Genomic DNA, 23,559 nt, shown 5'->3' with positions numbered 1-23,559 from the left:
GGGTCTGTGTGGGTCTGGCATAGGCTTTGCAGGGTTTAGGTGATGTGTGCCCCTGCTCCATGTCTGGCTGCGGGGAAAGGGTTGAGCGGGGCGGAGGGTGCGGATGATGGACGCCGCTTCGCCACGGCTTCTGCCCGTCGAACGCGTGATCTGTAGCATGCACGGATCGATGATCCATGAGATGCCGACTGTTCTGGAGACCGCCTGATGTTCCCCCTCATTCTCGATCTCGCCTCGCTCAAGGTCGCCTATGCGGAGGGCGCGACGCCGCTCGATCTTGTGGAGGTGGTGCTGGCGCGCATGGCCGCGTCGCAGGATCCGGCGATCTTCATCACGCCGACCCCTGCCAACAGGCTGCGCGCCGAGGCGCGGGCGCTGATGGCGCATGCGCCGGCGCCCAACAGCCTGCCGCTCTGGGGCGTGCCCTTTGCGGTCAAGGACAATATCGACGTCGCGGGCCTGCCGACCACCGCAGCCTGCCCGGCCTTCGCCTATGATCCCGAGGTCGACGCCGTGGTCGTGGCAAGGCTGCGCGCAGCCGGTGCGCTGGTCATCGGCAAGACCAATCTCGACCAGTTCGCCACGGGGCTGAACGGCACGCGCTCGCCCTATGGCGCGCCGCGGTCGGTCTTCGATGCGGCCTATGTGTCCGGCGGCTCGTCCTCGGGCTCGGCGGTGGCGGTCGCCTCGGGCCTCGCCAGCTTCGCGCTCGGTACGGATACGGCCGGCTCCGGCCGCGTGCCGGCGGCCTTCAACAATCTGGTCGGCATCAAGCCGACGCCGGGGCTGGTTCCCAATGTCGGCGTGGTGCCGGCCTGCCGCTCCGTCGATGTCGTCACCGTCTTCGCCGCAACCGTGGGGGACGGCACGGCCGTGCGCCGGGTCATGGACGGCTATGACGCGCGCGATCCCTTCTCCCGGCAGGCCACGCCGGTCGCTCTCCCGACAAACGGGCTCAGGATCGGCGTGCTCGATGGCGCGGAGCGCGAGTTCTTCGGCGATGCCGCCTGTGAGGCGCTCTATGATGCCGCCATTGACCGGGCACGGACGCTCGGCGCCACGCTCATCCCCTTCGATTATGCGCCGTTCCGCCAGGCCGCCGAGCTGCTCTACAACGGGCCCTGGGTGGCCGAGCGCATGGCGGCGGTGAAGACATTTCTCGAAACCCATGCGGAGCATTTCGACCCGACGGTGCGCACCATCATCGAGGGCGCCCATGCCTATGATGCGGTCGATGCCTTCGAGGGGCGCTACCGTCTTGAAGCGCTGCGGCAGAAGACCCTGGCCGAATGGAGCAAGGTCGACATGCTGATGCTGCCGACCTCGCCCACCACCTATACGGTGGAGGAGATGCAGGCGGAGCCGATCCTGCGCAATGCGCATTTCGGCCGCTATACCAATTTTGCCAATCTCTTCGGCTATGCGGCCATCGCCATTCCCGCCGGGTTCGATCGCGACGGGCACTTGCCGGCAGGCGTCACCCTGTTCGGCCCCGCCTTCAGCGACGAGGCGCTGGCGCCCTTTGCCGATGCCATGCATCGCGCGCTCGGCGCCGGCATGGGCATCGACCGGACGGCCACGCTGCCGGAAGGGTCAAAGGTCAGCGAGGCGGACGATGGGCTGGTGCCCATCGTCGTCGTCGGGGCGCATCTGACCGGCATGCCGCTCAACCGCGAACTGACCGAGGCCGGAGGACGATGCGTGCGTGTCTGCCGCACGGCGGGCGATTACCGGCTCTTCGTGTTGCCGGATACCGATCCGCCCAAGCCAGGGCTGATCCGCGATTTACACTTTCGGGGCGAGGGGGTCGAGGTCGAGCTCTGGCGCATCCCGGCCGTAGCCTTTGCGCGCTTCGTACAGGCCATTCCGGCGCCGCTCGGCATCGGCAAGATCCGGCTGGACGACGGGAGCCTCGTCTCCGGCTTTCTCTGCGAGGCCCATGCGGTCGCCGGAGCGGAGGAGATCACCATGCTCGGTGGCTGGCGCGCCTATGTCCATCGGCCGAGGGCTGCGGAATAGTGCGCGCGCCTCAGTCCTGGTGCCGCGCGGTCTCGTCGTCCGGCGACTCCTCCGCCTCCGACACCGGGATCGCATAGCTGCCGGTCAGCCAGCGGTTGAGGTCGACATTGCGGCAGCGGTCGGAGCAGAAGGGATAGTGTTCCCGGTGCGAGGGGCGGCGGCACTCCGGGCAGGGCACGGTCTTGCGCAGGGGCGCCACGTTCGAGGTGGCGCGGCTGTCGGTGCTGTCATCGGTCATGGTCGAGCCTTCCAAGCGTAGTGGCAAGCCGAAGCTGCGCGAAAGGCGGCTCCGTTCGGCGTTGCCGTGAAGGGCGAGAGCGAGGCGGAAGGGGGGGGGTCGCGATCAGGCTCTCGGTCAGGTGCTGGCGCACTCTCATCGGCGCGCAAGCGGAAAGGCCGCAGTCAGCCCTGCAGCCAGGCGTCGTGAACGTCGAAACCCTCGCCGGAGAGCAGCGCCAGCGTCTCGTAGAGCGGCAGGCCGACGACATTGGTGTAGGAGCCGATCAGCTTGACCACGAAGGCGCCGGCGATGCCCTGGATGGCATAGCCGCCCGCCTTGCCACGCCATTGGCCCGAGGCAATGTAAGTCTCGATGTCGTGGCCGGAGAGACGCTTGAAGCGCACCTTCGTTTCCACCACCCGCTGGCGCAGCGTGCCGTCCGGCGTAATCAAGCAGACCCCGGTGTGAACACGGTGGCTGCGGCCGGACAGAAGCGTCAGCGCTGCCGCGGCCTCCGTCGTCGTCTCTGGCTTGGGCAGGATGCGCCGGCCAACGGCCACCACCGTATCGGCAGCCAGGATATAGGCGCCCTTGCGGTCCGGATCGTCGCGCAGCGCCTCTTCCGCCGCCTTCGCCTTTTCGGCGGACAGCCGCCAGGCGAGCGAGCGCGGATGTTCGGCGCGCTTCGGCGTCTCGTCCAGGTCCATCGGCATCAGCCGTTTTGGCTCAAGCCCCGTCTGGGCCAGCAATTCGACGCGGCGGGGCGAGCCGGAGGCGAGAATGAGCGTCTGGTCGGAGGCCATCGCGATCGCGCGTCCGCTTACTTGAAGCGATAGGTGATGCGGCCCTTGGTCAGATCGTACGGCGTCATTTCGACCAGCACCTTGTCGCCCGCCAGAACGCGGATGCGGTTCTTGCGCATGCGGCCCGCCGTATGGGCAATGATTTCGTGTTCGTTCTCAAGCTTGACGCGGAACGTCGCGTTGGGCAGCAATTCGGTCACGACGCCCGGGAATTCGAGGACTTCTTCTTTCGCCATAAGGGTCTTGTCTTTCTGGTCTGTTGCAAAAACGGGTGCCGGAACCGGCGCCTGCCTTGAAAATTTCGCGGAAACTACACAATCGCCGTTCGTTTGTGAACAACGGTTCCGGCTTTTCCGGCTTTTAAGAAAAACGGGGCGCAGGCAGAAGAGCAGGCTTCGGCCGGGCCGCGCAAAAGGATCGGCCTTCAGATAATGCATCCGGAGGCCAAGGGGAAGGGGCGGCGCCCATCTCGCTCGACCCTGTCCGTCGCTTGCATGGTGCTACCGTTCCACCCAGACATAGGCAAAGCGGTAGCTTTCGCCGTTGTGGTCATAATGGAAGGGAATGCTGACGATCTCCGGTGGCATGGTCAGCGGCGCATCGCCGAAAGTCTTGCGCACATGCGCCGCGAGCGAGGCGGGCATTGCCGGATCGCTCGGCGCGCCATCTCTGCCGCTGGCGCGCCAGACGACGAGGACCGGGCCCGGCGGCAGGCTGTCGTCGCCCATGAAGCTCGGATACCAGCGCGCATCGATGAGACTTCCCGGCAGATGCAGGCGCAGGTTTCCGGCCAGATGCGGATCCTGGGCGATCACCGCTGCCGGCGCGCCCTTCGCCGCGCCCACCTGGCGGGCAAGGTCGGAATAGGGCACGTTGATCTTTTGGTAGTTGCCCGTCCAGCCGGATCCGACGACCCTGAGCGCCAGCACGCTTGGGATCACCAGCATGATGATCAGCGCCACCGGCAGGAACCGGGAAAAGGCGAGCTTGCCGGACGTGCCGGCCGCCTGCAGCCTCAGGACGGCATAGAGCGGAAGGGTGATGAGCACCGGCGAGAGCCAGCGCTCCTTGAACGAGGCCGCGCCGGCAAACAGAACGAGACCGACCAGAAGAACGGCGAATATCGCCAGCATCCGCTCGATCAGCCGCGCTTCCACCGTCTGGTCGGGCGCGCGCGCCCAGAGCCGCTTGCCGTAGAGCACCACGAAAATCACCGTGGCGAGCGCACCATAGCCGGCAAAGCCTTCGAGGATCGAGGAAAGTCCGCCGATGATCTGGGTGAGGAGACCGGACGCGGCGCCTTCGCGCAGCTTGTCCAGCGAGCCTTCCGAGCCGAGCGTCAGATTGTCGAGCAGCCAGAGCGCATGCGGCAGGAGAACCATGAGGGCCGCGGCCGCCGACAGAAGGATGCGCCAGTCCAGCAGGCGCTTACGGGTTTCGGCATCGATCAGGGCCGCCAGTCCGGAGGTCGCGAGCAGCAGCGCGAAATTATACTTCGAGATCAGACCGATCCCCGCGGCAAGGCCGAGCAGCAGATAGGCAAGGGCGCTCGGCCGGCGAAGCGTGCGCATCAGCGCGAAGAGGAAGAGGGCGGCCGAGAAATTCATCGCGACCGAATGGGTCAGATCGCGCTGGGATTCGAAGGAGAGGTGGGGAATGGCGAGCAGGCCGAGGGCGGCGACCATGGCGAGGCCCCGCTCGGCCACCACCGTGCGCGCGGCGGCGTAATAGAGAAGGTATGTGCCGGCCAGAAGCAGGTTTTTCAGGATCGTCAGGCTGGCGAGCGAATTGCCGAACAGGCGGCTGACCGCAAAATAGACCCAGTTGTAGAGCGGCGGCTGCGTATCATACCCCCAGGCGAACCACTGGCTGAGCAGGCTCTGCTGCGCTTCGTCGAGCTCCAGTTCGTGCGGCAGGAGCAGCCTCACCAGCACCTGAAGCGCAAAATAGCCGCAGATCAGCAGCGGGAAGAGTGCCGGTCGCTTGAGAAACGCCTCGCGCATCACTCACCCGCCCGAGTCACGCCGCGGATGATGTAGCTTGCCGACTGACCGGACTGGAAATAGGTGCGCGCCAGCATCTCGGCGAGGATTCCCGTCGTGATCAGCTGGAGGGAGGAGAGGAACAGCATGACGCCGATGAGCAGCAGCGGTCGCGTGCCGATGTCGCTGCCGAAGATGAATTTATCGATGGCCAGATAGAAGAGGATCAGCGCGCTGATCGCGCCGCAGCCCAGGCCGAGCGAACCGAAGAAATGGCCCGGCCGCGCCTTGTAGCGCATGAAGAACAGGACGGAGAGCAGGTCGAGGATGACGCGGAAGGCGCGCGAGATCCCGTATTTGGACTGGCCGAACTGTCGGGCCTGGTGGTTCACCGGCACTTCGCCGATCCGCGAACTCGGCACGACCACGGCCACCCAGGCCGGAATGAAGCGGTGCATTTCGCCGATCAGCTGCACCTGCTTGATGACGGCGGAGCGGTAGATCTTCAGGCTGCAGCCATAGTCATGCAGCTTGACGCCCGTGATCTTGCCGATGAGGTAGTTGGCGCACCAAGAGGGCACCTTGCGCAGGAAAAGCCCGTCCTTGCGGTTCTTCCGCCAGCCGACGAGCAGGTCGAGCGCGCGGGCGTTCAGCGTCTCGACCATGCGGGGAATATCGGCCGGATCATTCTGCAGGTCGCCATCCATGGTGGCGATGAGGTGGCCGTCGGCGAGATCGATCCCGGCCTGCATGGCCGCCGTCTGGCCGAAATTGCGCTGCATCTCCACAAGGCGGATATCGGCCGCGTGCCGCCCTGCCGCTTCACGCGCCTTGAGAAGCGTCGCATCCGTGCTGCCATCGTCGACGAGAAAAAGATTCCACGTTCCCGGATAATGTGCCATCGCCTCCACGATCCGCGCGATCAGGGCGGCGATGCTTTCCTCTTCGTTGAAGAGCGGCACGACGATCGAAAGATCCGGGGAAGAGACGCCTTCCACAGCGGCGGCGGCAAGAGCCATGAGAAAGGTCCAGTTGACGAAATGCTGTCTTCCTTAACGGCCGCCCCGATGGAACACAAGCTGGCGGCGCGGCCGGCCGGGCCAGGCGGCCTCGCCTGGCGCGCCTGTGCCGATCAGCCCGAAGGGCGGGCGCAGCGGTGGAGAGACCATGATGAACGCTGAACGCGCCCACCATCCGGCCCGCTCATTCCTGGCCCGCCATTGGGTCGGGCTCGTCTCGCTGCTGGTGGTCGCGGGCTATGCGCTGCTGGTCGAGACCGTGTGGGGATGGGCGGTGCTGTTTGCCCAATGGCGGGCGATCGGTGGGGGCCGTGTTGCCGCCGCCCTCGCCATTCTTCTCGGCACGCAGCTCCTGCGGACCTACCGGATCTATGATTACTTTCCGGAAACGCGGCGGCGCTTCGCAAGCCTGTTCCGCGTCGTGCAACTGCATAACCTTGTCAATATTCTCTTCCCCTTTCGCAGCGGCGAGGCAAGCTTTCCGCTGCTGATGCGCGCCGAATTCGCCGTGCCGGTCGCCCGCTCCAGCGCCGCGCTTCTCTGGATGCGCGCGCTCGATCTGCATGCGCTGCTCTGCGTCGCCGGTCTGGCGCTCCTGCTCGGGCCGGGTCAGGGCGTGCTGCGGCGCGACCTGCTGGTGGCGGCTTGGTGCCTCTTCTGCCTGTTGCCTGCCTGCGCGCCTTTTCTCATGCGACGGCTCGGGCCGCTCGCCGCGCGCATCCCTCAGCCAAAACTCCGGCGGTTGGCGCTGGAGGCCCATGCCGGCCTGCCCGCGACCACGGGCGCCTTCCTGCGCACCATCGCCTTCACGCTTATCAATTGGGCGGCGAAGCTGGTGGCGCTCGGCTGGATCCTCGTCCTGCTCGGCCTAGAGGATTGGGCGCCGGCTATTGGTGGGGCGGTGGGAGGCGAGTTGTCGTCCGTGCTGCCGGTCCATGCGCCGGGCGGCGTCGGCACCTATCCGGCAGGCATCGCCGCCGGCGCCCTGGCCTTCGGGCACGATCCTTCGGGGGCCAGCCTGTCGCTGCTCGGTCGCGCAGCGGTCAATGCCCATATGCTGGTCTTCGTCTCCGCCCTCGTCAGCACCGGCCTCAGCCTATGCCTGTCTGCCCTACGGCGCCGCTAGTCCATTCTAGCGGGAACGCCTTCGCTCCAGCCTCAGACCTTCTCCTGCCCCAGCAGCCGCTGGCGGATGAGGCGTTCAAGATGGTCTCGCACCTCGCGATAGGCGGAGACGATCTGCGCGCGGGTGCCGGTCGCAACCGTCGGATCGGGCGTCGGCCAATAGACGACATCGATCGCCATGGAACGGGTCAATTCCAGCGCGGCGTGATGCGCCTCCGGCGCCAGCGTGACGATCATGTCGAAGTAGTCGTCTTCGAGCGCGTCCAGCGTGTGCGGCTCGTGGCGGCCGGCGGTCAGGCCCAGCTCGTCCAGCACCACGTCAACGAAGGGGTCTCGCTCGCCGGTGCGCACGCCAGCCGAGGCGACGTAGGTACCGGGCGGCAGCAGCGCCTTGGCAAGCACCTCGGCCATGGGCGAGCGGATCGCGTTCATGCCGCACATGAACAGCAGCGAGCGCGGCAGGCCGCCCCGGGGCGTTGCGCCTGTGCCCGGCGGTTCGAGCCCGGTCACGGGCCTATCCCCGCCAATAGAGCACGCAGACCAGCGTAAAGAGCCGGCGTGCCGTGTCGAAGTCGAGCTTGATCTTGCCGTTCAGACGGTCCTGCAGCGTCTGGGAACCCTCATTGTGGATGCCGCGCCGGCCCATGTCGATCGCCTCGATCTGGCTCGGCGTCGCGCTGCGGATCGCCTCGTAATAGCTCTCGCAGATCATGAAATAGTCGCGCACGATGCGCCGGAAGGGGGTGAGCGAGAGGATATGGGTCATGACCTCGGCCCCGTCCTCGGTCGAGATCGCCAGAACCAGCTTCTGGTCGACCAGCGACAGCTTCAGCCGATAGGGCCCGCCGTCGTGGCCGATCGGCTCGAAGGCGTTCTCCTCGATCAGGTCGAAGATCGCCACCGCCCGCTCGTGCTCCACATCGGGGGTCGAGCGGCCGATCGTTTCGTCGAGAACGACGTCGCAAAGCCGGTACCGTGTCGAGACCGGCGGCGTCATCAGGCCTCTCCGAGATTAAGCCGGATGGAGACGGAGCGGGCATGGGCCTCCAGGCCCTCGGCCCGGGCAATGGCGATGGCGGCGGGGCCGAGATCGCGCAGCGTGTCGGCATCGAGTCTCAGGATCGAGGTGCGCTTCATATAGTCGAGCACGCCGAGCCCGGAGGAGAAGCGGGCCGAGCGTGCGGTCGGAAGCACGTGGTTGGATCCGCCGACATAATCGCCGATGACCTCCGGCGTATGGCGGCCGACGAAGATGGCGCCCGCATTGCGGATCAGCGGGATCATCGCGTCCGGATCGGCGATCGCCAGTTCCAGATGTTCGGCGGCGATGCGGTTGGCAAGCGCCGGCGCGTCTGTAAGCGAGCCGACGAGGATGATCGCGCCGAAATCGCGCCAGGAGGCGCGCGCCGTCTCGCTGCGCGGCAAGAAGCTCAACTGCCGTTCCACCGCTTCCTCGACGGAGAGCGCAAGCTCGGCATCGTCGGTGATCAGGATCGACTGCGCGCCCGGATCGTGCTCGGCCTGGGCGAGCAGGTCGGCGGCGATCCAGTTGGCGTCGTTGTCGCCATCGGCGATCACCAGAACTTCCGATGGACCGGCGATCATGTCGATACCGACCGTGCCGAACACCTCGCGCTTGGCGGCAGCCACATAGGCATTGCCCGGCCCCATGATCTTCGCCACCGGGGCGATCGTCTCGGTGCCATAGGCGAGCGCTGCGATCGCCTGCGCGCCGCCGATCCGGTAGATCTCGTCGACGCCGGCCATGCGCGCGGCAGCAAGAACGGCCGGATTGATCGCGCCGCCCATGGCAGGCACGACCATGACGACGCGCGGCACGCCGGCAACCTTGGCCGGCAGCGCATTCATCAGAACGGAACTCGGATAGCTCGCCGTGCCGCCCGGCACATAGAGCCCGACCGCATCGATCGGCGTCCAGCGCGAGCCGAGGCCGACGCCCATGCTATCGGTGTAGATGTCGTCCTGCGGCTTCTGGCGGGCGTGATGCGCCTCGATGCGCACCGCCGCCACCTTCAGTGCGCCCAGCACTTCGGACGGCACCGCCTCGATGGCGGCATCGACCTCGTCCGGGCTCACGGCCATGGCTGTCGCGGCAAGGTCCAGCGTGTCGAAGCGCAGCGTGTACTCGGCCAGCGCCGCGTCGCCGCGGCTGCGCACATCGGCGATGATCTGGCGCACCGTCTGCCCCACATCCTCCGAGACCTCGCGCTTGGTGGTGAGGAAGGCGGAGAACTGCTGTTCGAAATCCGGCGAGCGGTGATCGAGGCGAATGGCCACGGCGGCAAAATCCTTGAGCGATGCAACATCGAATGAGGCGGAGCGAGCCGTCCGCCGGCCGATCAATCCTGCGGATGGCGCGGCTTGAAAGCGGTTTCCCACGCTCCGCCCGTATCTGCAAGCTGAACCTCGATGCATTCCACGTCGAGCGCGATGGTAGCCTCGCCGGCAAGGGTCAGTTCCAGCGTGCCTTCCGGGCCTTCGCCCCTCGGCGTGAAGCGCAGGGCGAGCAGCGAGAGAACCGTCTCGTCATCGCCCCGGGCAAAGCCGATCGAACGCACGGAGAGAACGCGGCGGAAGGAGAGCACGGCGCGTCGACGCTCGTAACCCTTCGCCTTGCCGGCCTTCTTGATCTCGCCCGCTTTTTCCCAGACGAAGCGGTTCAAGACCAGCGCGAAGGTGGAAAGCCGGGGAAGGTACTCGATCCCCGCCGGCTTGAAGACGGCATCCTGCACATGGGCGGAGACGATGCCGAGATCCTCGGCATCCAGCGCCATCAGCTTCAGCTCATCCATGCCGTCGTCCCCTTCACTCTGCCTGTCGGCACCCCGTGCCGCGTGGGGAATGAGATAGGACGGCGGCTGCGCGCAAGCAACCGGCTCAGTCGCTGACGCGTTCCACTTCGGCGCCGCAGCGGGTCAGCTTTTCTTCCAGCCGCTCGAAGCCGCGATCGAGATGGTAGACGCGCGAGACCATGGTGTCGCCTTCGGCCACCAGCCCGGCAATGACCAGCGACACCGAAGCGCGCAGATCGGTCGCCATCACCGGCGCGCCCTTGAGCCGTGCCACACCCTCGATCTTGGCTGTCTGGCCGGAGAGCGAGATGCGCGCGCCGAGGCGTGCGAGCTCCTGCACATGCATGAAGCGGTTTTCGAAGATGGTTTCGGTGATGTGCGAAACGCCGTTGGAGCGGGTCATCAGCCCCATGAACTGCGCCTGCAGGTCGGTCGGGAAACCGGGGAAAGGATCGGTGACGATATCCACCGGCTTGATGCCGCCGCCATTGCGGCGCACGCGGATGCCGCCTTCGGTCGGGGTGATCTCGGCGCCGGCGCGGCGGATCGCTTCCAGCGCCGTGTCGAGCAGCGCCGCATCCGTGCCCTCGAGCACGACATCGCCGCCGGCCATGGCGACCGCCATGGCATAGGTGCCGGTCTCGATGCGGTCCGGCAGCACGCGGTGGCGCGCGCCGGACAAAGAGGTGACCCCTTCGATGGTGATGGTGGAGGTGCCGGCACCGGTGATCTTGGCGCCCATGGCATTCAGGCAGTTGGCGAGATCGACGACCTCCGGCTCGCGCGCGGCATTGCCGATCACCGTCGTGCCGCGGGCCAGCGTCGCCGCCATCATCAGCACATGGGTGGCGCCGACCGAAACCTTCGGGAAGACATAGCGCGCGCCGATCAGCCCGCCTTCGGGCGCGGCGGCATTGATATAGCCGCCGTCGATTTCGATTCGCGCACCGAGTGCCGAGAGGCCCTCGATGAAGAGATCGACCGGGCGCGTACCGATGGCGCAGCCGCCCGGCAGCGAGACGCGGGCCTTGCCCTCGCGCGCCAGCAGCGGGCCGATCACCCAGAAGCTCGCCCGCATCTTGGAGACGAGTTCATAGGGCGCCGTGGTGTCGACGATGTTGCGCGAGGTGAAATGCACGGTCCGGGCATAGCTCTCGCCCTGACGTTCGCGCCGGCCGTTGACCGAAATATCGGCGCCGTGATTGCCGAGAATGCGGATCAGCTGCTCGACATCGGCCAGATGCGGCACGTTTTCCAGCGTCAGCGTGTCGTCGGTCAAGAGCGAGGCGATCATCAGCGGCAAGGCCGCGTTCTTGGCGCCGGAGATCGGGATGATCCCGTGAAGCTCGTTGCCGCCCCTAATCCTGATGCGATCCATGATCAATCCTTGGCTGCGGGTCCAGCAACCCGTCTCGTGTTCATGATGGGCGAAGCGCCAGCCGCATCCCGCACCTGGGAAGGGAACGGGAAAGAGGCTGCGCGCCGGCAAGGCCCGGAAAGTCCGCCTCAATAAAGGAAGGCAGGGGGAAAGAGAAGTCCCGGCCACTCTGCAGGCCGGCGCTTACCGATAACGCGCATCCGTAAAAAGATTGCCCTGTCCCATGCCCCATTTTCACCGTCCGCGCCGCCTCTGGATCGAGACACGCATGCTGGGCATGCCTGCCGACCGAAGACGGCGACGCGCCGGATCCTGACCGGTTGCCACCTAGTCGCGGGATTCGTCTTTTTCTGTGGCGGGCGCGACGCCGCTGCCCGCTGTGGGTGGCGAGGCGGAGGGTGCGGCGGGCAGGCCGGACGTTTCGTCCGCCGCGCCGGCGCGGCGGGCGCGGCCCTGCTGTTTGCGTTTCATCAGATTGTCGCGCAGCGTCTGCGCGGCCCTGGCGCGGCGCGCCTCCGCCTGCCGCTCCGCCTCGCTCTTGCGCCGAGCGGCAGCACTCTCCGGCCTATCCTCAGTGTCGTCACCCATGCGCTGCTCCTTATCTCTCGCCCAAGACGCGCCCCGAACCACGCTTATCCCGCGATGCTTTCGCTCAGGCGTCGATTTCTTTTCCGCTCCGCTTGCACTCCCCGTCAACCTATGGCAATAGGCCCTCGCTCCGACGAGGCACGAGCCTCCGTCCAGACGCTGCTATAGCTCAGGGGTAGAGCACTCCCTTGGTAAGGGAGAGGCCGAGAGTTCAAATCTCTCTAGCAGCACCATTTTCCTTCCCGTCAGGACAATGCAATCCGACCATGCCGAACCGCAGCGGCCGTTCGGCTATGGGATTTTGATGTCTTCGTGGCTCTTGCCACATCGCTTTCCTTCGCCGTCCTCCTGCATGCTCAGCCTCAGCCGATCGGTGATCGGCGACGATCGACAGGCTAGATGGGAGTGAATCACATGACGCATCGGATCGGCATCCTCGGTCTGCTGGCAGGAGACGCACCGGAATCGGCGCGGGCCTCTGCCTGGCCGTCCGCCCGGCAAGAACTGGCCATGTTTGTGCGGCTTGCTGCCGTGCTCTTCGTCCTGCTTGCGAGCGGGCTCGGTCTCGTAGCGTTCCTCCTTTGAGGCTTGGCACATGGCCGCATCCGTCACGCTCCTTCGGCTGGTTGGACAGATCCTCGCTGTCATGGCCCTGGCCAAGGTCTTGACCCTGCTCGGTGCCAGCAGCTCGCTCCCTTCGCCTTTATGAGATTTCTATCTTTCTGCCGTCGCACTGCCATGGAAATCCGCATGCGCTGACGTCCAGATTGATCCCGTCGTCGTGTCCGCCAGAAAGGACGTTCTCCATGCCCCGTGCCATTCCCGAATTCGCCGAGCTTCGACACGCCAGTGCCGGACCGATGCAGCCACGGTTTCGCATCGCGCCGGCACGGCGCAGCTTTGTCGTCATCGATCGGCTTGGCCGCGTCGGTGGCATTTTCATCAGCGAGGCTGCGGCCCGGCACTTCGTCTTCCAGGAGAATGGCGGCCGAGCCGAGGCGATCGTCGTTGAAGAGGGTTCGGTCGTGTCCGATCCCTTCCTGTCGAGCGCGGCATGAGCCACGGCGATGGTTGTCACGGGCCGCCGGAACGGCTGCGATATCGCTGACGGCGAACGGCCGCCGGCGCCGTGTCCGGACTGCGAGGCGGCAGCAGCGTTACTCGGCCTTGTCCACCGCATCGCCTGCAGCCGCGTGCTGATGGAACATCAGCTCTGGGAGGCCACCCGTCTTCTCCAAGAGGCAGGGCTTCTTGCAGAGGATCTGCGCCATGACGGCCACTTCCGCCGCGCAATGGATGCCCGGCGGTTCGGCGTGGCGATCGCGGCGCTTGCTGCAGGCTGCAGCCCTGTCCTCGTGGCCGAGGAGTCCAGGTCTGCCATGCAGCCTTGGCGGCAGGCTTGCGAAGGTCGCCCTTCTCATCCCGACCCCCACGCGTCCGCTCTCCTGCGCCTATTGATTGCAGCGTGCAGGCAGGAGGCCGTGCGCTGAGAACGCAAAAGGAGTCCTCTTATGCCCACTCTTGTGAACGTCCCGCCGGCTGACCATGTTGCTCACGTCTCTGCACTCGGCCGCAGGCTCGGCGATGGCATCATGACCGATCTTGTCACGCCTTTTCGCTGGGGCGCGGTCGATCTGCATGGCCTGAAACGGCTGGTCGATTGGCAGATCGCGGCCGGTGTCACCGCTCTTTCGCCCTGCGGCCTGATGGGCGAGGGGACCGCGCTTTCCCCAGAGGAACGGGCCCAGGTCATCCACGCCTGTCTCGACTCTGCAAAGGGTCGGGTCCCCATTATCCCGTCCACCGGCACCAACTGCACGGAGACGAGCATCGCGCTCACCCGCCATGCCAAGGCGCTTGGCGCCGAGGCAGCGCTGATCACGGTACCCTTCTACAGCAAGCCGAGCCAGGCGGGCATTCTGCACCATGTCACGCGCCTCGCCGAGGCCGTCGAATTGCCGCTCCTGATCGAGGACCGACCCGAGCGCACCGCCGTTGCGCTCGCCCCGGAGACGCTGACCTCACTTTGCCAGCTGCCCGGTGTCATCGGTGTCATCACGGCCTCTTCGCCCGCCCGCCTGCGGCCGTCGCCCGAGAGCGACCGTGCCCTTGCGAGCCTGTCGAGCGGCGAGGGGACCTATCTCGGTGCGGCTCTGTCCGGCGTCTTCGGTCTGTTCAGCCAGGTCGCCAATGTCTTTCCGGAAACCCTGGTTGCGCTGCAGGATGCCTGTCGCGCCTGCCGCATCGACGAGGCGCTCTGCCTTCAGGATGGTGTGCTGCCCATGCTCGAAGCCTTCGCGCGCTGGGGCGGTCCGGCCGTTGCCAAGCGGACGCTGGCGGAGAACCTGCCGATCCTCGATTCGGTCCGCCTGCCGCAGGCCGCCCTTTCCGGTGACGATCGGCTGAAGCTGACCGCGCATCTGTCGGGCAGCCTGCTCCACGCCTCGTGAGGTGCGGTCGGCGGGGCTCAACGCGGAACCTCGCCAGCGCTCGCTCGTTACGGCCGTAACCGCAGGAGAACCCCATGTCCGATACCACCGTGAAGACGATCTATGCCCTGTTCGACACGCGCGAGGGCGCCGATCTTGCCGTCGAGCATCTTGTCCAGCAGCACGGGGTGGACCGCAGCGATATCTTCATCGAGCCGAAGGGGACCGAAAACACTTCCGGCGTTCAGCCTTCGGGAAGCGACCGCGAGGATGGAACCGGCGAGGGTGCGCGCGATGACGGCGCGCTGGACGGTGCCCTGCAGGTCTCGGTCGATCTCGCCCTTGCCGATCTCGACGTGGCGGAGGCCACCCTGCGCGAGGCCGGCGCCCGCCAGGTGGAGCGACGATAGCGGGCTGCCGCCACAGGTCTGGAGCGGGGAGGATCAGCCGATGCCGATCATCGCCACCGCCGCCTGGTCGATCAATGCCAAGCAAGCCATGCATTTTCCGCGGGAAGGCTCAGGCCTGCAGCGCTACGCCGCCGTCTTCCCCGGCGTCGAGGTGAATTCGACCTTTTATGGCCACCACAAGCCGGAGACCTATGCCCGCTGGGCCGACAGCGTGCCGCCTACCTTCCGCTTCGCGCTGAAGCTGCCACAGAGCATCACGCATGAGCAGCGGCTGAAAGGGTGCCAGGCGCTGTTCGAAGCCTTCCTTTCAGAAATCGCGCCGCTTGGTCCGAAGGTCGGGCCGCTGCTGTGCCAATTGCCGCCGAGCCTTGCCTTCGATGCGCAGACGGTGCGCACCGCGCTGTCCATGATGCGAGGCCTCCACGCCGGGCCCATCGTGGTCGAGGCGCGTCATGCCAGCTGGCGGGCGGAGGAGGCCCTGGCCTTGCTCGAGGATCTCGGCATCGAACGCGTGCTCGCCGATCCCGCGCCGGTGTGGTCGGCGACGAGTTTTCCCCGCCCGCCCGCCTATGTCCGCCTGCACGGCTCGCCGACGCTCTACCATTCCTTCTATGAGGACGACGCTCTGACCCGGTTCGGCGCGCTTCTGGCACCGGGCAGCTGGTGCGTGTTCGACAATACCGCCTCGGGCGCCGCACTCGCCAATGCGCTTCGTCTCCAGGGCTTTCTCCAGGCGGGCGCCGCCGACAAAACCGGCAAGCGCCTGCCCGGGGTCGCGTGAACCTAGCGCAGGACAGGCGGATTGTAGATGGGGCGGCGGCCACCACTCTGCATGCGGAACAGGCTCCATTCCTCGATAATCATCTGATCCGGCAGGATGCAGAGCGTGATGGTCTGACGGCTCGGCAGTCGGGCGGATGTCGGCCGGCCTCCGAGGGATTCGCAGTAGTAGGTTGCAGGATTGTTCATCGCCTCGGCCGCAGCCGGCAGGACAAGCGCGAGCAGCACGCCGCACAGGAAGGAAAGTTTCATCGTCGTTCTCCAAGGGCCTTCGAACCATGACCCTCCCCATCATAGACGGGGAAGCTGAAGCGCGCATGAATAGGTCCGAATATGCGAATGTAAAGATGCGCTCCGCTGGTGTCGGGCAATGATCGGGCCGCCTTGCCTGTCCTGCCGGCTTGGTCTCTAGCGCCACATGCCGCGCATGCGGGCGCCGATGTCGATCGTGGCGCCTCGGGCGGCGCGCTCGGCCGGGGAGGGGGCGACCCTTGGCCAGCTGGTTGCCTCGAAGAACTGCAGCAGGGTGGCGGGGATGAAGCGGGTGCGGGCGGCATAGACATGCCGGTCCCCTTGCGCGTTCTGCCCATGGGTGAAGAAGCGCTGTGGCGTGATGAGGGCCAGGCTGTCGCGCGCCCGCGTCATGGCAACGTAGAGCAGCCGGCGCTCCTCCTCCAGCTCCGCCGTCGAGCCGGTGCCGAGATCGGAGGGAATGCAGCCGTCCACGACGTTGAGCATGAACACCGCCCGCCATTCCTGCCCCTTGGCCGAATGGATGGTGGAGAGGATGAGATAGTCTTCGTCGAGCAGCGGCACGCCCGCCTGGTCGCTGGTCGCATCCGGCGGATCGAGCGTCAGTTCGGTCAGAAACCGCTCGCGATTGGCATAGCCGCTGGCGATCTGTTCCAGCTGCAGGAGATCGGCCTTGCGGGTGTCGGCATCCTCGTGCAGCCGGTCGAGATGCGGTTCGTACCAAAGCCGCGCCAGGCCGATTTCGCCCGGCCAGCCGGCGTCTGCCTTGCGCAGGCTCATCAGCAGGGTCACGAGCGCCGGCCACGCCTCCCCAGTCTTGGCCGGCGGCGCGATCTCGGCCAGCGAGAGCAGGGGCTCGGCGTCGGTCGCGATCGTCTCCAGAATCCGCGCCGCGGTCTGCGGGCCGATGCCGGGCAGCATCTGCAGCAGGCGGAAACCCGCCACGCGGTCGCGTGGGTTCTGTGCGAAGCGGAGAACGGCCAGAAGATCCTTCACATGCGCGCTGTCGAGGAATTTCAGCCCACCGAACTTGACGAAGGGGATATTGCGCCGCGTCAGCTCCACCTCCAGCGGGCCGCTGTGGCTGGAGGTGCGGAACAGCACCGCCTGCTGCTTGAGCGTCATGCCGATCTCGCGGTTGGCGAGCACCTGGTCGGCGATGTAGGTCGCCTGGTCGGTTTCGTCGCGCACGGTGACGAGCAGCGGCCGCTGCTCGGAAGCGCGATCGGTCCAAAGATTCTTGGTGAAGCGCTCCCGCGCAAGGTCGATCACCCCGTTGGCCGCAGCCAGGATCGGCTGGGTCGAGCGGTAGTTCCGGTCGAGCGTGATGATGTCGGCGGGCTTGGGCGAAAATCCCTTCGGAAAGTCGAGAATATTGCGCACGGTCGCGGCACGGAAGGAATAGATCGACTGGGCGTCGTCGCCCACCACCGTCAGCCCCTGGCCGGACGGCTTCAGCGCCATCAGGATCGAGGACTGCAGGCGGTTGGTGTCCTGATATTCGTCGACGAGAATATGGTCGAAACGGCTGCCGATCTCGTCGGCGAGGCCGGGGTCGGAGACCATCTGCGCCCAATAGAGCAGGAGATCGTCGTAATCGAGCACGGTCTGCGCCTGCTTGGCCTCCACATAGGCCCCGAAGAGCTGGCGCAGCTGCTCCTCCCAGTTGATGGCCCAGGGGTAGGAGGCTTGCAGCACCTCCTTGATCGAGGTTTCGGCATTGACGACGCGCGAATAGATGGCGAGGCAGGTGCCCTTGGTCGGAAACCGGCTTTCGGTCTTCGAAAAACCGAGCTCATGGCGCACCAGATTCATCAGATCGGCGCTGTCCTCGCGATCATGGATGGTGAAGTCGACGCCAAGGCCGATCTGTTCGGCGTACAGCCGCAACAGCCGTGCGCCGATGCCGTGGAACGTGCCGGCCCAAGCCAGCGCATCGGTCATCAGCCCCGCATTGTTTCCGAGCACCTGTCGGCAGATCCTTTCGACCCGCCGCGCCAGTTCCGCCGCCGCCCGGCGGGAAAAGGTCATCAGCAGGATCCGACGCGGATCGGCGCCATGGACGATCAGATGCGCCACGCGGTGGGCGAGCGTGTTGGTCTTGCCGGATCCGGCACCCGCGATGATCAGCAGCGGGCCGCCCGGCTGCCGGTCGGCAAGGCCGACCCCATGCTCCACCGCCGCGCGCTGCCGGTCGTTCAGTTTTTCAAGATAGGCTGCCATCCGTCCTCAAGCATGCACGTCTTCCTTCCACCCCAAGCCCCCGTGACTCGCGTTCGGAACAAAGAACGAACGTAACAGCTCGCCGACCAGCTGCAAAGCCCATGACCGATGGAGGCGTTCGGCGCCCACCGATCTTTAAAGCCGAGATACCCGCGGTCTGTAGGGGAACGGCCGCTTACGCCTTGCCGTGGCGGCGGGCGTGGAGGGCGCGCACGGCGTCGGCGAGTTCCGGTGCGGGTCCGTCGATTTGGGCGCCGACGAGGATCTCCTCGATGGCGATGCGGCGAACCTTCTGGTCCGGCACGCCCATTTCAGCCCACCATTGCCCGAGCTGGCGAGAGGAGCTTGCATAGACGATTCGCCCGAGCCCGACCCAGCCATGGGCGGCCGCGCACATGGGGCAATGTTCTCCGGAGGTGTAGAGCGTTGTCCTGGACCGGTCTTCCGGCTTGAGGTTTTCGGCCGCCCAGCGCGCAAGCGTGAATTCCGGATGGCGCGTGCCATCGCCGCTCGTATGGATGCGGTTGCGATCTTCCGCCAGGATCCGGCCGCCGGCATCGACGAGCACGGAGCCGAACGGCTCGTCGCCCGCGTCCACGGCCTGGCTGGCGAGCTCCACGCAGCGACGCAGAAGTGTCAGGTCGGTCTCGGTGATCATGGTCTGTCTCCTGTCCCGTCCGGCCGGTAGATCCGGGGCCGTCCATTGTCGAAACTCTGGCGGCCGTTCTTCCAGCCTGCGATCACCCGGCTCACCGCGCGCACGGCGGCCTCCGGCCCGGCGGCGTCCAGCAGCACCAGCGTTGCCGGGCTGCCGACAGCCAGTCCATAGGGCGCGCCCAGTTGCCGTGCGGCCTGCGCGCCAACCATCGCAAACACGCGCTCCATGTCTTCGGCGCGGGAAAGCTGGGCAAGGTTGGCGTAGAGATTGGCCATGCGGATGAGCGAGGCATCGCCATAGGGCGTGAACGGGTTCAGCACATTGTTGGTGGCGATTGCGGCCACCACGCCGGCATCGGCAAGACAGTGCGCCGGCGCGACGCCGCGCGGCACCAGCCGGTCCCGGTCGCGGCCGGTCAGGAACAGGTCGGTCGCCGGAAGAACCGTTACCGCGATGCCGGCGCCGGCCAGACGCTGCGCCACCTCGCTCACCGCCGCCGGTTCCATGGCGGACAGCGTGGTCACATGGCCGATCGAAACCCGACCCTGCCAGCCATGCCGTTCCGTGGCGGCAATGACGGTGGAGAGATCGGAGCGGCTGGGATCCAGGCTGAAATCGAGATGGAAATCCACGGCGACGTCATGGGCAACGGCCAGCGCGAAGATCCGGTCGATATGGGCCTGCGGATCCGGATCGGTATAGGGGCAGCCGCCCACCAGATCGGCACCGCTGCGCAAGGCTTCTTCGAGCAGAGCATCGGTTTCGGGCTCCTGCGTCAGCCCTTCCTGCGCGAAGGCGCAGAGTTCCAGGTCGAGCGCGAAGGCGTAATCGGCCCTGATCCGCTTGAGCGCCGCAAAGGACCGTAGGCCCGCGCGCGGATCGACCTCCACGAAGCTGCGCATCCGGGTCGTGCCGTGGAGAATGGCCGCCTCCACAACCCGCGCAGCGCGGCCATAGACGTCCTCTTCCGTAAAGGCGGCCTTGGCGCTGGCGGTCTCGCGCACGGCTTCGCTGAGCGTCCCCTCGCAGATCCGGCAGCGGTCGAGAATGCAGGCCTTGTCGAGGTGAATATGGCTATCGACGAAGCCCGGAAAGGCAAAGGCGCCCTCTGCCTCCACCTCCTGCGCCGCCATGCCGCGCAGCCGCGGGCCGATTGCCGCGATCCGGCCGTCGCGGATGGCAAGATCCTGCAGGTCCGCTTCCCCTTCGAGGCTGACCTGCCGCAGGATGAGATCGAACAGATCCTCCGTCCCGTCTCTCATAGGCCGATCGCGCCTCCGTCGCTGCGTGGGTCATGGGCAGCCTCGATCAGCCCATCGGCGTGAATGCGGATGATGCCGGCCTGACCGCCGAGCGGGCTGAAGGCCGGGATCGGGGCAATGGAATGGCCGAGATCGCGAAGAGCCTCGCGCGTCGCCTCGCTCAGGCTCTCCTCGATCTTCAGGCTATCGGCCAGATCGGAGAACGTGCGCCCGAGCAGGAAGCGCGGCGCCGACAGGGCGGCGAGCGGGTCCAGTCCGTGGTCGATCAGCAGGCTGAGAAGGAGGCTCAGCGTCTGCGGCTGGCCATCCGCCCCTTGCGTGCCATAGGCGAGGCATGGCCGGCCCTCCTTCAGCGCAAGGCCTGGATTGAGCGTATAGAACGGACGTTTGCCGGGCGCCAGACAGTTGGGGCTTGCCGGATCGACGCTGAAGGCGGCACCACGGTTCTGCCAGAGGATTCCGGTCCGCCGGCCGACGACGCCGCTGCCCCAGTCGAAATAGAGGCTTTGGAGAAGCGAGGCCGCCCGTCCCTCCCTGTCCACCGCCGCCAGAAGCGCGGTGTCGCCAGTCTGGTGGCGATGCGGCCAAGGCAGGGCGAGAGCGGGATCGATGGCTCGCGTCTTGGCCGCAAGGCGCGCCCGATCGAGCAGGTCGGCCGAGACATCCGGTGCGAAGGCCGGATCGGCAATGCGATGTCGGTCGAGGAAGGCCTGTTTCACCGCCTCGACCACGGCGTGGTAGAAGGCGGCGCTGTCGGCAGACTTTCCCGTCATGTCGAGCCCGGAGAGCACGCCCATGATCCCGAGCGTCGTGACCCCTTGCGTCGGCGGTGGCGGGGCGAGCAGCGTCAGATCGCGATAGGGGAGGCTGAGCGGGCGCGCAATCTGTGTGCGGGTGGCAGCGAGATCTGCGGCGGAAACCGGCGCGCCGACCTCGGAAAGGTCTGCAGCAATGTCCTCGGCCAGAGCGCCATCGTAGAAACTGCGGGCGCCATCGGCGGCAATGCTGCGCAGCGTCTGGGCCAAAGCCGGCTGGCGTTGCAGGCCGTCGCGTGCGAAGAGCGCGGAAAAGCCCGGCCAGTCGGCCTGCTCGGCGGCGCGGAAATCATGCCAGAAAGTCTGGCTGGGACTGACGGGGAACCCATCCTCGGCAAGGCGGATCGCATCGGCGAGCAGCCTGTCGAGCGGCAGGGCCGCACCCCAGCGCTCGGCGGACATGCGAAGCGCCGTCTCCCAGCTGTCGACGAGACAAGCCGTCGTCAGCGCCGAGCGGGCCCCGCGCAGCGGAACCGGAGAATCGGGCTGCACCGCCGCTGCGGCCTGGCCGATGCCCAGCAGCGCCGTCGCATCGCCCTGCGCGTCAGCGATCATCCAGACACCATCGCCGCCGAGCCCGCAGAAATGCGGATAGACCACGGCGAGCGCGGCGCCTGCCGCCACCAGCGCCTCGATGGCCGTGCCGCCCTGCTCCAGCACGCGCGTGCCGGCCTCGGTCGCCGCCCAGTGCGGCGTGGTCACCATGCCAAGGGAGGAGCGGGCAGGGCTGGTCTTGCTCTGTCGCGTCCTGCCCGTCATCGGCGAACCACGCGGCCGTTTTCGGCGACCAGTCGTCCACCCCGGAAGACACGCCGCGTCTTCGGAAAGGCCACCACCGCTTCCGGCACATGGGCGGCCGGCAGCGCGACGAAATCCGCTCGGGCGCCAACCCGCAGCCCGTAGTCGTCCAGGCGCAGCGCCGTGGCGCCCGCCTCGGTCACCACATCGAAGGCGGCGCAGAGCGCCTCATCGGTGTAGAACCCTGAGCGATAGGCGATGATCTCGGCACGGTGCAGCATGTCGCCATCGCCGAACGGCCACCAGGAATCGCGGATATTGTCGCTGCCGGAAAAAACGGTCACGCCCGCCTGACGCAGCAGCGCCACCGGCGGAAAGGCATGGTGACCGGGTGCGTTGGTCATGATCGAAACGCCGCTTTCCGCCAGCCGCGCCGCCATGCGCTGCAGCGCATCCGGCCCCAGATCGCCGAGCCCATAGGCATGGCTCACTGCAACATGGCCCTGCATGCCGAGCGCGTTCGTGCGGGCGCAGATCTCCTCGATCGTCATCGCCCCCAGCGATCCGGCATCGTGCAGGTGAATATCGACATCGACGCCGCGCCGCTCGGCCACGCCGAACACGACATCGAGATGCCCCTTGATATCGCGGTCGAAGGACAGCGGATCGAGCCCGCCGATCACATCCGCACCGAGCCTGATCGCCGCATCGAGCAGATCCGGCGTGCCGGGGCTTTTCAGAATCCCGCTCTGCGGGAAGGCAACGAGCTGAATGTCGATCAGGTCTCCATAGTCTTCGCGCACCTTCAGAATGGTTTCGAGCGAAGCGAGACCCACCGACCCGTCGACCATGACATGGCTGCGCATCCGCAGGCTGCCATGGCCGATGCAGAGGTCGAGCTGGTCGCGGGCGCGCTTGTCCATCGGCGCGGCGGCGGCCATGTTCTCGGCCTGGAAGGCAACGCGCTCATGCACGTCGAAGCCGCCGGTGCAGGGCTTGTGCGGGATCCAGCGGTCGCCATAAAAACTGGTGTCGAGGTGGATATGCCCCTCCACGAAGGGCGGCAGCACAAGATCGCCCCCGAGATCGACCACCGCAGCCTGCGGATCGCTTCCGCTGCCGGATGGCCGGAAGGCCGCGATGCGGCCCTCAGAGACGGCGATGTCGCAAAGCGTGCCGTCGGGCAGCCGCGCATGGGTGAAGAGCGTGTCGGTCCTGGTCATGCCCCCATAGTTGGATCGGCAGTGCCCAACGTCCACCGAAATCTGCCGCCATCCACGATTCCTCGCGCCCCCTGCAGGAAAACCGTAACCTCTGTCTTACGGCAAAAGGCCGACCCATTGCGGGCCGGCCTTTTTGTCGCCGTCGTCGGTGTTCGCCTGGGCGCGCTCAAGCGAGGCGGGCGCGCGCGCCGTCGGAGAGTTCCTTGAGAATGATGGCGCAGGAGGTGGCACCCGCGTCGAGCACGCCGAGCGAGCGTTCGCCGAGCCGGCTGGCGCGGCCGATCTTGGCCACGAGGTTGATGGTCGAATCACGGCCCGTCTCGGCAGCCTGCACCAGCGCCTGCAGCGCCTCGGCGAAGCTCTTGCCGCCCGCCTGGGCTGCATCGAAGGCCTCGATCGCCGGCACCAGCGTGTCGATCAGCGTCTTGTCGCCGACCTTTGCGGAGCCGATCGACTGGATGCCCTCAAGCCCGGCATGCAGCATGCGGCCATAGGCGGGCGCGTCGATCGCATCCAGCCCCTCGATCGTCTCGGCAAATTCGGTGAACATCACGCCATAGAGCGGGCCCATGGAGCCGCCGATTTCGGTCATCAGAACGGTGCCGAGCGTGTCGAGCGCCTGGGACAGGCTGGCGTCGGCGCCCTTCAGTCGGTCTGCCGCCATGGAGAAGCCCTTGGCCATGTTCACGCCATGGTCGCCATCGCCGATCTTGCCGTCGATCTCGCTGAGATAGGCACGGTTCTCGACGATCCGGTCGGCCAGACGCAGCACGATGTCGCCGCTGCCGGCATTGGTGAAGCTCTGCATGGAATCCCCCGTTT

26 protein-coding genes and 1 tRNA gene are annotated in these 23,559 nt (G+C 66.6%); 8 read left to right on the top strand and 19 right to left on the bottom strand.

Going from position 1 to position 23,559, the window contains the following annotated elements; all coding sequences use genetic code 11:
• Positions 1-207 precede the first annotated feature (207 nt).
• Entirely contained in the window at positions 208-2,019 is a 1,812-nt protein-coding gene (atzF, locus tag U8330_RS15755) for an allophanate hydrolase (protein WP_323106197.1), read from the top strand.
• Positions 2,020-2,029: 10 nt separating this feature from the next.
• On the opposite strand, the gene yacG is transcribed toward atzF, so the two are convergent.
• The 5 genes from yacG to U8330_RS15730 all read right to left on the bottom strand — a co-directional run bounded on the left by yacG (position 2,030) and on the right by U8330_RS15730 (position 6,043).
• A complete protein-coding gene (gene yacG, locus U8330_RS15750) occupies positions 2,030-2,257 on the bottom strand; it encodes a DNA gyrase inhibitor YacG (RefSeq protein WP_323106196.1) in 228 nt (75 codons plus the stop codon).
• Between the two features lie 164 nt (positions 2,258-2,421).
• Complete coding sequence (locus U8330_RS15745; protein ID WP_323106195.1) at positions 2,422-3,042, bottom strand: Maf-like protein; 621 nt, start codon at positions 3,040-3,042, stop codon at positions 2,422-2,424.
• Between the two features lie 17 nt (positions 3,043-3,059).
• Entirely contained in the window at positions 3,060-3,278 is a 219-nt protein-coding gene (infA, locus tag U8330_RS15740; protein WP_004435948.1) for a translation initiation factor IF-1, read from the bottom strand.
• A gap of 264 nt (positions 3,279-3,542) precedes the next feature.
• Entirely contained in the window at positions 3,543-5,045 is a 1,503-nt protein-coding gene (locus tag U8330_RS15735; protein ID WP_323106194.1) for a glycosyltransferase family 39 protein, read from the bottom strand.
• Positions 5,045-6,043, bottom strand: coding sequence for a glycosyltransferase family 2 protein (locus U8330_RS15730; RefSeq protein ID WP_323106193.1), 999 nt, complete (start codon positions 6,041-6,043; stop codon positions 5,045-5,047). The genes U8330_RS15735 and U8330_RS15730 overlap by 1 nt, the downstream gene beginning before the upstream one ends.
• A 151-nt stretch (positions 6,044-6,194) precedes the next feature.
• On the opposite strand from U8330_RS15730, the gene U8330_RS15725 reads away from it, so the two are divergent.
• Entirely contained in the window at positions 6,195-7,169 is a 975-nt protein-coding gene (locus U8330_RS15725) for a lysylphosphatidylglycerol synthase transmembrane domain-containing protein (protein ID WP_323107318.1), read from the top strand.
• Between the two features lie 32 nt (positions 7,170-7,201).
• Here the strand turns inward: U8330_RS15725 and U8330_RS15720 are convergent, their stop codons facing one another.
• From U8330_RS15720 to U8330_RS15695, 6 genes are all read right to left on the bottom strand, one after another.
• Positions 7,202-7,609, bottom strand: a complete 408-nt coding sequence (locus U8330_RS15720; RefSeq protein ID WP_323107317.1) for a low molecular weight phosphatase family protein — start codon at positions 7,607-7,609, stop codon at positions 7,202-7,204.
• 73 nt (positions 7,610-7,682) lie between these two features.
• Positions 7,683-8,165, bottom strand: a complete 483-nt coding sequence (locus U8330_RS15715) for a UPF0262 family protein (protein ID WP_323106192.1) — start codon at positions 8,163-8,165, stop codon at positions 7,683-7,685.
• Complete coding sequence (gene hisD / locus U8330_RS15710) at positions 8,165-9,466, bottom strand: histidinol dehydrogenase (RefSeq protein WP_323106191.1); 1,302 nt, start codon at positions 9,464-9,466, stop codon at positions 8,165-8,167. The genes U8330_RS15715 and hisD overlap by 1 nt, the downstream gene beginning before the upstream one ends.
• A 62-nt stretch (positions 9,467-9,528) precedes the next feature.
• Positions 9,529-9,981: a DUF2948 family protein gene (locus U8330_RS15705; protein WP_323106190.1), complete on the bottom strand. Its 453-nt coding sequence runs from the start codon at positions 9,979-9,981 to the stop codon at positions 9,529-9,531.
• A gap of 85 nt (positions 9,982-10,066) precedes the next feature.
• A complete protein-coding gene (gene murA / locus U8330_RS15700) occupies positions 10,067-11,359 on the bottom strand; it encodes a UDP-N-acetylglucosamine 1-carboxyvinyltransferase (protein ID WP_323106189.1) in 1,293 nt (430 codons plus the stop codon).
• Positions 11,360-11,686: 327 nt separating this feature from the next.
• Entirely contained in the window at positions 11,687-11,947 is a 261-nt protein-coding gene (locus U8330_RS15695; protein WP_323106188.1) for a hypothetical protein, read from the bottom strand.
• A gap of 158 nt (positions 11,948-12,105) precedes the next feature.
• Here U8330_RS15695 and U8330_RS15690 point away from each other — a divergent pair.
• The 3 genes from U8330_RS15690 (at position 12,106) to U8330_RS15680 (ending at position 13,005) form a co-directional block, all read left to right on the top strand.
• Positions 12,106-12,180, top strand: a tRNA-Thr gene (locus tag U8330_RS15690).
• A 181-nt stretch (positions 12,181-12,361) separates the two neighbouring features.
• Positions 12,362-12,532, top strand: a complete 171-nt coding sequence (locus tag U8330_RS15685) for a hypothetical protein (protein WP_323106187.1) — start codon at positions 12,362-12,364, stop codon at positions 12,530-12,532.
• Positions 12,533-12,753: 221 nt separating this feature from the next.
• Positions 12,754-13,005 carry a hypothetical protein gene (locus U8330_RS15680; RefSeq protein WP_323106186.1) on the top strand — a complete coding sequence of 84 codons (252 nt, stop codon included), beginning with the start codon at positions 12,754-12,756 and terminating at the stop codon, positions 13,003-13,005.
• A gap of 99 nt (positions 13,006-13,104) precedes the next feature.
• Here the strand turns inward: U8330_RS15680 and U8330_RS15675 are convergent, their stop codons facing one another.
• Positions 13,105-13,368, bottom strand: coding sequence for a hypothetical protein (locus U8330_RS15675; RefSeq protein WP_323106185.1), 264 nt, complete (start codon positions 13,366-13,368; stop codon positions 13,105-13,107).
• 90 nt (positions 13,369-13,458) lie between these two features.
• On the opposite strand from U8330_RS15675, the gene U8330_RS15670 reads away from it, so the two are divergent.
• From U8330_RS15670 to U8330_RS15660, 3 genes are all read left to right on the top strand, one after another.
• The gene (locus U8330_RS15670) at positions 13,459-14,397 is read left to right on the top strand and encodes a dihydrodipicolinate synthase family protein (protein ID WP_323106184.1); all 939 of its coding nucleotides are present in this window, start codon (positions 13,459-13,461) and stop codon (positions 14,395-14,397) included.
• A 74-nt stretch (positions 14,398-14,471) separates the two neighbouring features.
• Positions 14,472-14,786: a hypothetical protein gene (locus U8330_RS15665; protein WP_323106183.1), complete on the top strand. Its 315-nt coding sequence runs from the start codon at positions 14,472-14,474 to the stop codon at positions 14,784-14,786.
• 40 nt (positions 14,787-14,826) lie between these two features.
• Positions 14,827-15,567: a DUF72 domain-containing protein gene (locus U8330_RS15660; protein WP_323106182.1), complete on the top strand. Its 741-nt coding sequence runs from the start codon at positions 14,827-14,829 to the stop codon at positions 15,565-15,567.
• 2 nt (positions 15,568-15,569) lie between these two features.
• Here the strand turns inward: U8330_RS15660 and U8330_RS15655 are convergent, their stop codons facing one another.
• From U8330_RS15655 to dhaL, 7 genes are all read right to left on the bottom strand, one after another.
• Positions 15,570-15,818 (bottom strand): DUF333 domain-containing protein, encoded by a 249-nt coding sequence (locus U8330_RS15655; RefSeq protein WP_323106181.1) that lies wholly within the window; start codon positions 15,816-15,818, stop codon positions 15,570-15,572.
• Between the two features lie 156 nt (positions 15,819-15,974).
• Entirely contained in the window at positions 15,975-18,041 is a 2,067-nt protein-coding gene (locus tag U8330_RS15650) for an ATP-dependent helicase (protein ID WP_323106180.1), read from the bottom strand.
• Positions 18,042-18,216: 175 nt separating this feature from the next.
• Positions 18,217-18,699 carry a nucleoside deaminase gene (locus U8330_RS15645; protein WP_323106179.1) on the bottom strand — a complete coding sequence of 161 codons (483 nt, stop codon included), beginning with the start codon at positions 18,697-18,699 and terminating at the stop codon, positions 18,217-18,219.
• Entirely contained in the window at positions 18,696-19,961 is a 1,266-nt protein-coding gene (locus tag U8330_RS15640; protein WP_323106178.1) for an amidohydrolase family protein, read from the bottom strand. The genes U8330_RS15645 and U8330_RS15640 overlap by 4 nt, the downstream gene beginning before the upstream one ends.
• Positions 19,958-21,535, bottom strand: coding sequence for a gamma-glutamyltransferase family protein (locus U8330_RS15635; protein ID WP_323106177.1), 1,578 nt, complete (start codon positions 21,533-21,535; stop codon positions 19,958-19,960). The genes U8330_RS15640 and U8330_RS15635 overlap by 4 nt, the downstream gene beginning before the upstream one ends.
• On the bottom strand, positions 21,532-22,737 hold the full coding sequence (locus tag U8330_RS15630) for an amidohydrolase family protein (RefSeq protein WP_323106176.1): 1,206 nt from the start codon (positions 22,735-22,737) through the stop codon (positions 21,532-21,534). The genes U8330_RS15635 and U8330_RS15630 overlap by 4 nt, the downstream gene beginning before the upstream one ends.
• A 166-nt stretch (positions 22,738-22,903) precedes the next feature.
• Positions 22,904-23,545, bottom strand: a complete 642-nt coding sequence (gene dhaL, locus U8330_RS15625) for a dihydroxyacetone kinase subunit DhaL (RefSeq protein ID WP_323106175.1) — start codon at positions 23,543-23,545, stop codon at positions 22,904-22,906.
• Between the last annotated feature and the right edge of the window lie 14 nt (positions 23,546-23,559).

It is taken from the genome of Rhizobium sp. CC-YZS058 (assembly GCF_034720595.1).
Classification (GTDB): Bacteria; Pseudomonadota; Alphaproteobacteria; order Rhizobiales; family Rhizobiaceae; genus Ferranicluibacter.
The sequence above is the reverse complement of the archived record's forward strand: the minus strand, read 5'-3'. Positions and strand labels throughout refer to the sequence as shown.

Bases quoted from the DNA above. Each gene is read 5' to 3' on its own strand.
- atzF (WP_323106197.1), top strand. From the start codon at position 208: ATGTTCCCCCTCATTCTCGATCTCGCCTCGCTCAAGGTCGCCTATGCG.
- yacG (WP_323106196.1), bottom strand. From the start codon at position 2,257: ATGACCGATGACAGCACCGACAGCCGCGCCACCTCGAACGTGGCGCCC.
- U8330_RS15745 (WP_323106195.1), bottom strand. From the start codon at position 3,042: ATGGCCTCCGACCAGACGCTCATTCTCGCCTCCGGCTCGCCCCGCCGC.
- infA (WP_004435948.1), bottom strand. From the start codon at position 3,278: ATGGCGAAAGAAGAAGTCCTCGAATTCCCGGGCGTCGTGACCGAATTG.
- U8330_RS15735 (WP_323106194.1), bottom strand. From the start codon at position 5,045: ATGCGCGAGGCGTTTCTCAAGCGACCGGCACTCTTCCCGCTGCTGATC.
- U8330_RS15730 (WP_323106193.1), bottom strand. From the start codon at position 6,043: ATGGCTCTTGCCGCCGCCGCTGTGGAAGGCGTCTCTTCCCCGGATCTT.
- U8330_RS15725 (WP_323107318.1), top strand. From the start codon at position 6,195: ATGAACGCTGAACGCGCCCACCATCCGGCCCGCTCATTCCTGGCCCGC.
- U8330_RS15720 (WP_323107317.1), bottom strand. From the start codon at position 7,609: ATGTGCGGCATGAACGCGATCCGCTCGCCCATGGCCGAGGTGCTTGCC.
- U8330_RS15715 (WP_323106192.1), bottom strand. From the start codon at position 8,165: ATGACGCCGCCGGTCTCGACACGGTACCGGCTTTGCGACGTCGTTCTC.
- U8330_RS15705 (WP_323106190.1), bottom strand. From the start codon at position 9,981: ATGGATGAGCTGAAGCTGATGGCGCTGGATGCCGAGGATCTCGGCATC.
- murA (WP_323106189.1), bottom strand. From the start codon at position 11,359: ATGGATCGCATCAGGATTAGGGGCGGCAACGAGCTTCACGGGATCATC.
- U8330_RS15695 (WP_323106188.1), bottom strand. From the start codon at position 11,947: ATGGGTGACGACACTGAGGATAGGCCGGAGAGTGCTGCCGCTCGGCGC.
- U8330_RS15685 (WP_323106187.1), top strand. From the start codon at position 12,362: ATGACGCATCGGATCGGCATCCTCGGTCTGCTGGCAGGAGACGCACCG.
- U8330_RS15680 (WP_323106186.1), top strand. From the start codon at position 12,754: ATGCCCCGTGCCATTCCCGAATTCGCCGAGCTTCGACACGCCAGTGCC.
- U8330_RS15675 (WP_323106185.1), bottom strand. From the start codon at position 13,368: ATGAGAAGGGCGACCTTCGCAAGCCTGCCGCCAAGGCTGCATGGCAGA.
- U8330_RS15670 (WP_323106184.1), top strand. From the start codon at position 13,459: ATGCCCACTCTTGTGAACGTCCCGCCGGCTGACCATGTTGCTCACGTC.
- U8330_RS15665 (WP_323106183.1), top strand. From the start codon at position 14,472: ATGTCCGATACCACCGTGAAGACGATCTATGCCCTGTTCGACACGCGC.
- U8330_RS15660 (WP_323106182.1), top strand. From the start codon at position 14,827: ATGCCGATCATCGCCACCGCCGCCTGGTCGATCAATGCCAAGCAAGCC.
- U8330_RS15655 (WP_323106181.1), bottom strand. From the start codon at position 15,818: ATGAAACTTTCCTTCCTGTGCGGCGTGCTGCTCGCGCTTGTCCTGCCG.
- U8330_RS15650 (WP_323106180.1), bottom strand. From the start codon at position 18,041: ATGGCAGCCTATCTTGAAAAACTGAACGACCGGCAGCGCGCGGCGGTG.
- U8330_RS15645 (WP_323106179.1), bottom strand. From the start codon at position 18,699: ATGATCACCGAGACCGACCTGACACTTCTGCGTCGCTGCGTGGAGCTC.
- U8330_RS15640 (WP_323106178.1), bottom strand. From the start codon at position 19,961: ATGAGAGACGGGACGGAGGATCTGTTCGATCTCATCCTGCGGCAGGTC.
- U8330_RS15635 (WP_323106177.1), bottom strand. From the start codon at position 21,535: ATGACGGGCAGGACGCGACAGAGCAAGACCAGCCCTGCCCGCTCCTCC.
- U8330_RS15630 (WP_323106176.1), bottom strand. From the start codon at position 22,737: ATGACCAGGACCGACACGCTCTTCACCCATGCGCGGCTGCCCGACGGC.
- dhaL (WP_323106175.1), bottom strand. From the start codon at position 23,545: ATGCAGAGCTTCACCAATGCCGGCAGCGGCGACATCGTGCTGCGTCTG.